Source organism: Metabacillus rhizolycopersici, assembly GCF_020075705.1.
Window position 1 is genome coordinate 1 of the sequence record NZ_JAIQUM010000107.1, and the last position, 11,946, is coordinate 11,946.

Consider the following 11,946-nt stretch of genomic DNA (forward strand, 5'->3'; position numbering starts at 1 on the left):
AAGGCATCCAAATGAGACAAGTGAAATATCTCAATAATATCGTAGAACAGGATCATCGTTTTATAAAAAAGCGAGTCCGTTCGATGTTAGGATTGAAATCATTTCGTACAGCTACTTACATACTGAGTGGCATAGAAGCCATGCATATGATGAAAAAGAAGCAGGTTCATCAGGGAGTGAAGTCTGCCCAAAATCAAAAAGAATTCATCCATAAATTGTTTGGATTAGCTTCATAAGTTAGCAATTTAAAGGCGTTAAAAGGTGTCATAACTTAGCGCCAAAAATAATAGGAGATATTAGTCGAAGTCGAGATCTTGTATTCTTCAACAAACACCATTGATATAAGTAGTGCGATGGGTTAGCGATTTTTCTGATGGACTGTTTGTCATTATTATCCTCCTTTTGTTTTGCGTTTTAATACCGTAAATTTCCATAAAAGTCATTTCTGCATCCAAGTTAATAAGGAATAAAACTAACGCTGTTCCGTCCATAATGTATAGTTATGGTGTCATCCAATTAATCTAGGTAAGTAAATAGGATTTCTTGAGTTACTATTATAGCCATAGACAGCTACGCTATTTGTTTAATTCAATTCTATTACTTACATTAAACTTACCAAAAAATGAGGTAAGTTTCTTTTCATTGAATTCCAAAAGAACATTAAAAAATAGAATTATATAGTGAATAGAGAAACCGTTTAGAAGAGATTACAGACAACAAAGTCACTTTAATTGATAAAGTGTTCAGAATTCACAGAATATATTGACATTTATAGAGTGTTGGTTTATCTTATTACTTGTATGGTACATGCAACATATTCATTTGATTGGAGGGGACTATCATTTATTTTTTGGATTCGACCTATTTATTTACTCTTTATTTGTAAGCGTTTTCCTTACGGTTGATTGTAATTCTTATAATTTTTAAATCCTGTTAATAATGAATGTAGATGGAAAATGAAAAAGGAGGGAAACTATGAAGAATAACTATTTAAAATTTCTTAAAGAAAAGGTCGATTGGCCCGTTTTTAGCATCAGTGGGGGAATCCTTGTTATTTTTGTCCTCATGTCAATGTTCAATGTGGATGGAGTAACTAAATTTGTCAATACTGGCTTTAATTTATCTATTAAATATTTTGGAGCCTATTGGCAGCTACTGCTGATTGCAACCTTTTTGATAGGGTTAGTTTTATCGTTTTCTAAGTATGGAAACGTTCGGCTCGGGAATCTCGCCAAGCCACAGATGAGCTTCTTTAAATGGGCCGCTATTGTTGTGACAGCTGGATTAGGAGCAGGGGGAGTTTTTTGGGCTGCTGCTGAGCCAATGTACTACTTTATAGACGTTCCTCCGATGTTTGAAGGGATTAAATCAGGGACTGAACAGGCAATAGGACCTGCATTAGCTCAAAGTTACATGTCATGGGGATTTACAGCTTGGGCGATTTATGGAGCTATAAGTACGATTATCATTATGTACGCTCATTACAATAAAGGAATGCCATTGAAGCCAAGAACATTGTTATATCCTATTTTGGGTGAAAAAATCCGCCATAGTGCCTGGGGAACATTTGCTGATGTCGTTTGTATTATTGGTGCAGTTGCTGGAACAATAGGTCCAATTGGATTTCTTGGCTTACAAGTAAGTTATGGTGTAAATGCTATATTTGGATGGGCAGACACATTCAGTACACAAGTCCTCATCATTATAGCTCTCACAGCGGTTGTATTAGTTTCGACGATTACTGGTATTGATAAAGGAATTCAATGGCTAAGTAAATTAAACGTTAATATGGCTGTTTGTATCGCAATCTTTTTATTACTTTTCGGCCCTGGTGAGTTTATTATCAACTCATTCATTTCTTCTTTTGGAACGTATATGAGTGAATTTGCTAATGTTAGTACTTACCGTGCTGACCAGGAATGGCTATCATATTGGATGCTGTTTTTCTTTGGCTGGTTTATTGGCTTTGGTCCATTGGTAGCACTACTTGTCGCAAGGGTTTCTAGAGGACGAAAAATAAGAGAAGTTTTCCTATTGGTCTCGATCATCGCTTCTGTCACGACAAACTTTTGGTTTACGGTGCTAGGTGGTTCAGGAATCTTTTACGAATTAAACAATGCCGGGTCTGTAAGTGGACCATTGTTGGACAATGGATTGCCTGCAGCTATTATCGCAATCGCTAGCCAAATGCCTTTTGGGTCAGTCATGCCCCTAATTTTCCTGATACTGACGGTTCTGTTCGTTGTAACGACAGTTGATTCGATGGCATATTCCGTAGCTATGAGTGTAACAGGGGAAGGAGATCCTCCAAAGCTGATTCGTGTCTTCTGGGCAGTCGTAATGGCTGTTATTGCTATCATTTTAATTAAGATGGGAGAAGGCGGAGTCGGTGCTTTACAATCATTTGTTGTGATTGCAGCTGTTCCAGTCTCGATTCTTATGCTTCCTACTTTATGGTATGCACCTCGTTTTGCTAAACAAATGGCAAAAGAACAGGGGATCATTGAAGAAGATACCGATGTAATCGAGGGAAAAGAGGAATATAAGCGTTTTTTACCGTCCAAGATAAAAAATATTTAAATTTTCAAAATATATTGACAATTATTATCCTACCATTTACACTTTAACTAAGATCTTGCATGGTACATGGTAAGAACAACTTTCATCTTAGACCCCACTACTCATTTAACTCAATTATGAAACCTAACTTTGTTACCGTTTTCAAATGTGGAGAGTTTAAAATTATCTACCATGGTACATGCAAAGAAAGGGTGATTTCACATTGTGTCCATTTTAACTACCACTAGCATCACCGCCCAGGTTACAAATGCCATTCGAGAAGCAATCGTTACTGGAGATTATGAACCTGGCAAAAAATTATCAGAGGCTGCTTTATCAGACTATTACGAGATAAGCAGAACACCAATTAGAGAAGCATTAAAACAACTAGAGAGAGAAGGCTTAGTAGAAATCATTCCTAGAGTAGGAACATGTGTGACAAAACCAACAGAAAAAGAATTAATTGAGTTGTTTACTGTGAAAGAAGCTTTGGAAGGTCTTGCAGCAGGAATACTAGCAGAAAGCGGTAATACGAAGGCCATTGAAGAAGTTCAGAAATCAGTTGCTACAATGGAAAAAGCGGTGCAAACAGCAGATCACAAGCTTTATGTAGAGGCTAACAGCTTATTCCATACTGCTATTCTCGAAGGATCTGATAATTCGAAACTACGTTTTTTACTTAATTTACTCCTCAATCAAATTGGCTATAGTAGGTATGTTTACTTAAGTTTAGAAGTACCTAAGCGGATTGAAAAATCACTTCAGGAACACCAAGCGATCTTAACGGCCTTATTAAAAGGAGACTGTGAAGGAGCAGAAAAAGCGATGCGAGAGCATGTAAGGGCAAGTGGAATAGAGCTTCAAAAGGGAATAGCCAAAAAACTTTACGAAAATAATTAAAATGCGAAAGGATGTTTTCTATGAAATTTGGAATTTTTGCAAACCTTGCAGGACCAGGAAGAGTCGATGAATATTATAAAGTTTTAGATGAAGCGAGAGAACAGGCTGTTTACTGTGACGAAAATGGTTATGATTCCATTTGGTATACTGAGCATCACTTTGGTCATGAAGGAAATGAATTAATTTCAAATCCAATCTTAATGGGGGCTGATATTGCTGCCCGTACAAAGAACATTCGAATTGGACAGGCTGCAAATGTCGCTACCTTCTGGCATCCCCTTCGTTTGGCGGAAGACATTGCTATGCTTGATCAGCTAAGCAAAGGGCGTGTTGAAGTTGGTTTAGCACGTGGACTATATGGAAGAGAGGCAGCTAATTTAAACTCATTGGCTGACCCGAAAAACCAAGAGCAAAACCGTGCACTTTTTGAAGAAACTGTAGAAGTATTAAAGAAAGCATGGTCCAATCGTTTCTTTTCACATGAAGGTGACATCTATCAATTCCCTCCAAAAGGATTAAAGTGGAGTCACCCAATGAGCCCATCAACTCCTGACTTTATGGATATGGAAAAAAGCGAAATTAATAAAATTTCTCTTGTGCCTAGACCGTATCAGGAGTCACTTCCTTTATGGCAAGTAATTGATTCACCACGTTCGATTGAATTAGCGGCTGAGAACAATATAAAAGGTATGTTTTGGATGCCGACTGTTAAAGAATTGAAAGGGCGTTTTGAATTGTATCGTGAAAGGGCTTCCAAATCGCGTGGTTATGAAGTGCCACTTGGTGAAGGTATTGCATTAGTACGTGATGTCTATGTAGCCGAAACGATGGAACAAGCTCGTCAAGATGCCGCAGAAGCAGTATTAAACAACTATCGCTGGATTTGTCATTGGAGAGGACTTAGCAATCTTATGGATCCTGGTGAAATAGTAAAAGAAGGACAAGAATTAAATTATGAATTCTTGCATCCAAGAAATTTATTGTTTGGTACACCTGACTATGTAGCAGAGAAAATTCAAGAGCTAAAAGACGAATTAAACTTACAAGAACTATTACTTTGGGTGAACCACAATGGTTTGCCGCATGACAAAATGATGAAAAGTTTGAAATTGTTTACTGAAGAAGTTATGCCAAAATTTACAGAAACTAAAGTGGGGGTAATGTAAATGTTAGAAATCCGAAAAGTATATACAGCTGTTGAAGAAACACGTATTGAAGGTGGCAAGAAAGTAGAGAATCCAATCAAAATGATCACAACTATGATGGTGATCAAAAATCCTTGGGCTGGCAGAGGTTTTGTTGAAGATTTAATGCCGGAGATTAATGAATATGCACCGCAAATTGGGGAGCTATTAGTTTCTGAGCTATTTAAGCATATTGGTTCAGCTGATGATGTAGAAGCATTTGGAAAAGCTGCTGTTGTAGGTGTTGATGGAGAAATTGAGCACGCATCAGCATTTATCCACACATTGAAATTTGGTAATAAGTTCCGTGATGCGGTACAAGCAACTAGTATTTTACCATTTACAAATAAGCGTGGTGGAGCAGGAACTGCAGTGGTTATTCCAATGGTACATAAGACGGATGAGTCACAGCGTTCTCATTTTATTACATTTGAAGCAACTATCCCTGATGCACCAAGAGCAGATGAGATCGTTGTAGCAATAGCCGTTTCTACAGGAGCCCGCCCTCATCCTAGGACAGGAAATCGTCATCAAGATATGGTTGAAATGGGGCTTGTCTAATGCCATATGCAGAGTATGATCAGGGAAGTATTCGATATGAAGAAAAGGGAAATGGTGAACCGCTAATTCTTATTCATGGTGTCGGCTTAGATCATACAATGTGGAATCAGCAATTGGAAAACCTGTCGGAATCTTTCCGCGTTATCGTATACGACATGGTCGGGCATGGAGGATCTGAGCATCCTCCCGGCCCTTATTTCCTTCCTCAATTTGTCGAACAGTTAGCCGCACTAATGAACTACTTAAATATCGAGAAAACCCATCTCGCTGGATTTTCTATGGGTGGTATGGTTGCACAAGCATTCGCATTAAAATACAAAGAAAAATTGAAAACGTTAACAATTATGAATGCAGTTGCCAATCGAACGGAAGAACAGCGAAAAGCCATTTTAACAAGAGTGGAAGAAGTAGAAAAAACAGGACCTATGGCAACAATTGAACCAGCCATTCAACGATGGTTTAATCCAGATTTCCTAAACATGCAGGAAGAAACTGTGAGTAGGATTCGAAAAAGACTGCAGACAAATGACCCCAATTCGTATTTAGCGGCATATACACTTTTTGCAACGGCAGATACACAATTATGGTCAAAGCTCCATCAAATTGATTTGCCGACTTTCATTATCACTGGTGAGCATGATGTCGGTTCAAATCCCGAGATGGCAAGACAAATACATGAAAAAATAGCACATTCTGAAATAATGATTGTACCGAATATGAAGCACATGCTACCAGTAGAGGGATACGAAATTGTGAATGAAGTGATTCGTATGTTCATAGATAAACAAATCATATCGGTAAAGTAGAGGGGGACAGAACGTGAAAGAGCTGAGAAAGTACCAAATGTATATTAATGGAGAGTGGGTTGACTCATCAAGTGGCGAATATTTCGCTAGCTACAATCCTGCAACCGAAGAAGCATGGTGTCAGGTCGCAAAAGGGACGACTGAAGATGTAGATCGTGCTGTTCAAGCTGCTCACCATGCGTTCTTACATTCAGAATGGGCCAATATGACATTTACAGAACGAGGCCGCCTCGTTCGCAAGCTAGGTGAGCTAATTGCTGAGCATGCCGATGCACTAGCTGAAGTAGAAACATTAGATAACGGGAAATTAATAAGAGAAATGCGTGGTCAAGTAAATTATTTACCGGAATTTTTTTATTACTATGCAGGGCTTGCTGATAAAATTCATGGTCAAACTCTACCAATCGATAAAAAAGATATGTTTGCTTTTACATCAAAAGAGCCATTAGGAGTAGTAGCAGCCATTACTCCTTGGAATTCTCCACTTTATTTAACAACGTTGAAACTTGCACCTGCTCTTATTGCGGGTAACACTATCGTGATTAAACCTTCAGAAATGACTTCAGCGTCTCTTTTAGAACTAGTCAAGCTAGTTGAAAAGGCTGGTTTTCCATCAGGTGTCGTCAATGTCGTTACCGGCTTTGGAATGCCTGTAGGTGATGCACTGACTTCACATCCCCTTGTAAGACGAATTGCTTTTACGGGAGGTTCAGAATCTGCTCGTCATATTGTACGGAATTCAGCTCAAAACTTTGCACAATTATCGCTTGAACTTGGTGGGAAATCACCCAATATTGTGTTTGAAGATGCCAATCTAGATAATGCAGCAATGGGGATTATAGCTGGTATATTCGGTGCTTCAGGACAAAGCTGTGTCGCTGGTTCACGTGCATTTTTACATGTTGATATTTACGATCAAGTAATGGAGAAACTTGTTGATCGTGTATCAAAAATTAAAATTGGTGACCCTTTTCAAGCTGATACAGAAATGGGACCACTAGCAACTCACGCTCAATTGGAACGTATGGAACAATATGTGTCGATTGGTTTAGAGGAAGGCGGCAAGCTTGTACACGGTGGAAAAAGACCTGAACATTTAGAAAAAGGTTGGTATTTTGAGCCGACAATCTTTGAACATACCGATAATAAGTCGCGCATTACAAAAGAGGAAATTTTTGGTCCTGTTTTAAGTGTGATTCCTTTTAAAGATGAAGATGAAATTATTCAACTAGCAAACAGCACTGATTATGGATTAGCTGCTGGTATTTGGGCAAGTGATATTGCAAGAGCTCACCGAGTAGCAAAGGCGATTCGTGCAGGAATCGTATGGGTGAATACATATCGAAGCATCTCCCCAATCGCTGCAATTGGAGGATCTGGACTAAGTGGGTATGGCAGAGAAGGCGGATATGAAGCAATTAATGAATATATGCAGGACAAAACAGTTTGGATCAATACATCATCTGAACCTATGCCAGATCCGTTCATAATGAGGTAAAAACAGTCGTACTGTAAAGCACTCTTTATAGAAGATGTTATCGTCAGGAGGAATGAATAATGAAATTACTAGGTATTTCAGGAACTATTACAGGATCAAAAACCAAAATTGTTGTTGAAAAAGTTTTAGAGGAAGTAAAAAAAAATCACCCTGAAATCCAAGTAGAATTGCTTGATTTGAAAGAATATGATGTTCAGTTCTGCGATGGGCGTGATCCATCAACGTATACGGGGGATACAAAAAAAGTAATTAATCTTATTTCGTCAGCAGATTTTTATATTGTCGGTACACCAATTTTCCAAGGTTCATATACAGGAGCTCTAAAAAACTTGTTTGACTTAGTCGATCCGAAAGTTTTTCGTAATAAAGTGATGGGGTTTGTTGCGACAGGAGGAACATATCAACATTATTTGGTTATTGAAAACCAATTAAAACCAATCGCAGGGTATTTACGTGCTTATACAGCTCCAAGCTATGTTTATGCCCATAAGGACCATTTTTTCCAAGACGAATTGGTCGATGAAGAAGTAATAGAACGTGTGACATACTTAGCAAAAGAACTTGTTTTTATGCAAAAATCACTAAAAGCAGTATCGGAAACAGTAGGAGAATTAAATTGACAGTGATTGCGGGTAAAGTGATAAGGGGAAATCAGATTGGTCGTACGATTGGATTTCCGACAGCTAATCTTTTTATTGATACAGAGGATCCGTATTTAACAAAGGGTGTATATGGAGTTAAGATTTGGCATAAAAACATCCAATATGATGGAATCATGAATGTAGGGGTTCGTCCTACTATTAATAAAGAAGATTTACAAGTTCATTATGAAGTTCATATTTTTAATTTTAATCAAATTATTTATGGTGAAGAACTAAAGGTAGACGTTTTCTTTTTCGTAAGGGAGGAAACATCCTTTGGCTCTATAAATCAGCTAGTGTTACAAATCAAGAAGGATATTGAACTTGTAGAAAATAGATTTAAATTAGAATGTGTCAATTAAAACGTTTTTTCGGTTAGGGGGAACAAAATGATATCAAATGCCGATGAAATGATTCATTTAACTGATTTTTCATTCATTCAACTATGTAATGAGAAATATGGCGTGAATAGAGGTATATATAACACTATTGATTCTTGGTTTTACAATAAAGGAATAGAAAATATTTTAGAACGTCGTAGAAATATTTTATTTTTTCTCGAATCCCTTAATGAAAAAACGGAAACAAAAAATCTCCGTCCAAAGTTTGGAAGTGGAGGTTTAACATTAAAACTACAAGAATATTTTTCTACATTGGGTAAGAATGACGTTTTAAAAATTGTTTCTAATCTTTAGAGAAATCTCTAGTTCATGAAGGAAGGTATGGTAGATCAAATGACTTTTGTAGATAAAGTGACTAGAAAACATTTATTAATTGGTGGAGAATGGATAGAAGCGAAGGAATACAGTATATTACGCTCTCCTTACTCAGGAGAAGTCATAGCTGAAATCCCTCTGGCAACAGAGGCTGAAGTCGACCAAGCTATTGAAGCGGCTCGCGAAGCTAAGAAAGTGATGGCGAAAATGCCAGCCCATCAACGTGCAAAAATCTTGGAAACATTGGCACAACTTCTTGAAGTTCGTGCAGAGGAAGCAGCTCAAATAATATCTATTGAATCAGCCAAGCCGATCACAACAGCGAAGGGAGAGGTAGCTCGAACCATTGAAACCTACAAGTTTGCTGCAGAGGAAGCAAAACGAATTCATGGAGAAACAATTTCATTAGACGCTGCTCAAGGTGGTGAAAATCGCCTTGGTTACACTGTGCGTGAACCAATTGGAATTATTGGGGCAATTACCCCTTTCAATTTTCCTATGAATCTAGTCTCTCACAAAGTTGGTCCGGCTATTGCTGCAGGGAATACAATTGTACTAAAGCCTGCAGGTCAAACACCACTATCCTCATTTTTCATTGCTGAGCTCTTGCAAGAAGCTGGATTACCAGCAGGAGCATTGAATGTGGTCACAGGATCAGGGCGAATAGTCGGCGATAAGTTGGTTACTGATCCTAGAGTAAGCATGATTACCTTTACTGGAAGTCCAGGGGTTGGAATTGGGATCCGTAATAAAGCAGGTTTGAAGCGTGTGACGTTGGAGCTAGGATCTAATGCTGCTGTTATTGTTGACAAAGGAGTCGATATCGATAAGATTATTGCTCGCTGTGTGACGGGTGCGTTTTCGAACCAAGGGCAGGTATGTATTTCGTTACAAAGAATTTATGCTCATGAAGAAATCTATGATTCTTTCATTGAAAAGTTTATCGAGGCAACGAAACGATTAACAATAGGGGATCCACTTGATCCAAAAACGGATGTTTCCGCTCTAATTTCTTCAAATGATGTTGAAAGAACTCTCAATTGGATTGAAGAGGCAAAACAAGGTGGAGCCAATATAGCTACAGGTGGAAAAGCAGAAGGCAATATTCTTCATCCAACAGTTATATTAAATGCTGACACTCGCTTAAAGGTATCCTGCCAGGAAGTATTTGCTCCAATTGTTTTAATCAATAAGGTTCAATCTATTGAAGAAGCAATTGATTTCGTCAATGACTCCAATTATGGTCTGCAAGCTGGAATTTATACAGACAATGTCCATACAGCATTAGATGCAGCAGAAAATTTACACGTTGGTGGAGTCCTGATCAACGACATTCCAACATTCCGTGTCGATAATATGCCATACGGTGGTGTGAAGGAAAGTGGAACAGGTCGTGAAGGCTTAAAATATGCGGTTGAAGAAATGACAGAAATGAAGCTGGTTGTCTGGAATCGAAATTAGGGAGTGGAAAAGCATGGCTTATTATGCAGCAATTTTACATATGATTGATGCTGAAAAAAATAAAGAAGTGCGACCACGTCATATCGAGTATTTAGATGAACTTGATGAAAAAGGGAAAATTTTTGCAAGAGGGCCTTTTGCGGATGGATCAGGCGGTTTAGTTGTATATATTGCAGATACATTTGAAGAAGCTCTTTCGTTAGCGGAAAATGATCCACATGTCATCCATAGAGTGCGCAGGCTTGAATTAAAAGAATGGACAATTTAATAAAGAGTGGCTTTGTGGGTTCTGGTGCAAAGATGATTTCAAAAAAACATAGGACATGAATTTCTTGCTAACTTACGGATTATGATGCGATGCCAAACAGTTTATCAATGAATTCTTTTCGATTTTGGACAGACTTCACCTGCTGTTGGTGAACCTGTCCTTTTTTCATCATATGCAAGGCTTCAATGCCACGTACTATTGAAGTAGCAGTTTCATACGTTTTGAATCCTAGCATGGAGCGTACTCTTTTCTTAATGAAACGATGATCTTGTTCTACGATATTATTGAGATATTTCACTTGTCTCATTTGGATGCCTTCAGGCACCTTTTGCTCGTCTTTTAGCTGTTGAATGGCTACAGGATACGCTGGATTTTTATCGACAGTGATGACACGAGGCTTAGAAACATGAAAAAAACGCAAAGCTTTCTTGAAGAAGCACTTTGCAGCCTTTTGGTCTCTTGTTTTGCTTAGGTAAAAGTCAATGGTGTTTCCTTCAGAATCCACTGCACGATACAGATACATCCATTGCCCTTTTACTTTGATATACGTTTCGTCCACTCTCCATGAATCATTTGTACGTTTTAGATGACGGCGAAGTCGCTTGTCTAATTCAGGACTATACTGATGAACCCAACGCATAATGGTCGTGTGAGCCATCGATAATCCCCGTTCCTCCATCATTTCCACAAGATTACGAAAGCTCAAGTTGTATTGTAGGTACCATCTGACAGTAAGAAGAATAATATCGGGTTGATAATGTTTCCACTTGAATAAATTTTGCTTTTCCATACTGAATACCATCCCTTTTCTAGATTGATAGTATCAGTATGTCCAAGATTTAGAGATTACTTGCAAGTGTCTTAAAGTCTTTGTACCAGAACCCTTTGTTATCCATGATAATTACTCCTTAAAACTTTTTACTAGCAGTATTGCATAGCAAATTTTAAGATATTCACGGACACAAAGAAATTAGCTAAAATTAGTACTGAATCGAGGATATTTTGGTTTTACCACCGCGATAGCGGTTTTGTCCAATATACATTATATTCACTAGTTACGGCAGTATCTTATTTTAACTAGTCATATAATGTGTAAAGTAGGTTCTTATTTTAGTAGGATTCCCCACTTTTAACTCAGCATATAAGGTTCTGGTGCAAAAACTTCAGGGCAATTGCAACTAATCTCTAAATTTTGGACATACTGATACTATTACTCTAAAAAAAGGGGCATGATCAGTATGGAAAACCAAAATGTATTCAAATGGAAACATTATCAGCCTGACATTATTTTATTAACAGTGAGATGGTACCTACGGTACAACTTAAGTTTTCGTGATTTGGTGGAAATGATG

13 protein-coding genes and 1 pseudogene are annotated in these 11,946 nt (G+C 38.0%); 13 read left to right on the top strand and 1 reads right to left on the bottom strand.

Annotated features, from left to right (window positions below; all coding sequences use genetic code 11):
• The 12 genes from K9V48_RS25000 to K9V48_RS25055 form a co-directional block, all read left to right on the top strand.
• Nucleotides 1-236 (top strand): DDE-type integrase/transposase/recombinase (locus K9V48_RS25000; protein WP_224141391.1); only part of this gene is annotated, 236 nt, incomplete at its 5' end.
• A 739-nt stretch (nt 237-975) separates the two neighbouring features.
• The gene (locus K9V48_RS25005; protein WP_224141819.1) at nt 976-2,580 is read left to right on the top strand and encodes a BCCT family transporter; all 1,605 of its coding nucleotides are present in this window, start codon (nt 976-978) and stop codon (nt 2,578-2,580) included.
• A 204-nt stretch (nt 2,581-2,784) separates the two neighbouring features.
• On the top strand, nt 2,785-3,459 hold the full coding sequence (locus tag K9V48_RS29515) for a GntR family transcriptional regulator (protein ID WP_224141820.1): 675 nt from the start codon (nt 2,785-2,787) through the stop codon (nt 3,457-3,459).
• 20 nt (nt 3,460-3,479) lie between these two features.
• Nucleotides 3,480-4,625: an LLM class flavin-dependent oxidoreductase gene (locus tag K9V48_RS25015; protein WP_224141821.1), complete on the top strand. Its 1,146-nt coding sequence runs from the start codon at nt 3,480-3,482 to the stop codon at nt 4,623-4,625.
• Entirely contained in the window at nt 4,626-5,204 is a 579-nt protein-coding gene (locus K9V48_RS25020; protein WP_224141822.1) for an amino acid synthesis family protein, read from the top strand.
• Nucleotides 5,204-6,010: an alpha/beta fold hydrolase gene (locus tag K9V48_RS25025; RefSeq protein WP_224141823.1), complete on the top strand. Its 807-nt coding sequence runs from the start codon at nt 5,204-5,206 to the stop codon at nt 6,008-6,010. The genes K9V48_RS25020 and K9V48_RS25025 overlap by 1 nt, the downstream gene beginning before the upstream one ends.
• 13 nt (nt 6,011-6,023) lie before the next feature.
• Entirely contained in the window at nt 6,024-7,508 is a 1,485-nt protein-coding gene (locus tag K9V48_RS25030; RefSeq protein ID WP_224141824.1) for an aldehyde dehydrogenase, read from the top strand.
• 59 nt (nt 7,509-7,567) lie between these two features.
• Complete coding sequence (locus K9V48_RS25035; protein ID WP_224141825.1) at nt 7,568-8,128, top strand: NADPH-dependent FMN reductase; 561 nt, start codon at nt 7,568-7,570, stop codon at nt 8,126-8,128.
• Nucleotides 8,129-8,130: 2 nt separating this feature from the next.
• Entirely contained in the window at nt 8,131-8,511 is a 381-nt protein-coding gene (locus K9V48_RS25040) for a riboflavin kinase (protein ID WP_224141830.1), read from the top strand.
• A gap of 27 nt (nt 8,512-8,538) precedes the next feature.
• On the top strand, nt 8,539-8,844 hold the full coding sequence (locus tag K9V48_RS25045) for a hypothetical protein (RefSeq protein WP_224141826.1): 306 nt from the start codon (nt 8,539-8,541) through the stop codon (nt 8,842-8,844).
• A 27-nt stretch (nt 8,845-8,871) separates the two neighbouring features.
• A complete protein-coding gene (locus K9V48_RS25050; protein ID WP_224141827.1) occupies nt 8,872-10,326 on the top strand; it encodes an aldehyde dehydrogenase family protein in 1,455 nt (484 codons plus the stop codon).
• Between the two features lie 13 nt (nt 10,327-10,339).
• Nucleotides 10,340-10,594 (top strand): YciI family protein, encoded by a 255-nt coding sequence (locus K9V48_RS25055; RefSeq protein ID WP_224141828.1) that lies wholly within the window; start codon nt 10,340-10,342, stop codon nt 10,592-10,594.
• 79 nt (nt 10,595-10,673) lie between these two features.
• Here K9V48_RS25055 and K9V48_RS25060 read toward each other — a convergent pair whose 3' ends face one another.
• Entirely contained in the window at nt 10,674-11,384 is a 711-nt protein-coding gene (locus K9V48_RS25060; RefSeq protein ID WP_224141829.1) for an IS6 family transposase, read from the bottom strand.
• 448 nt (nt 11,385-11,832) lie between these two features.
• Here K9V48_RS25060 and K9V48_RS25065 point away from each other — a divergent pair.
• A pseudogene (locus K9V48_RS25065) lies at nt 11,833-11,946 on the top strand (IS6 family transposase); the annotation flags it as partial.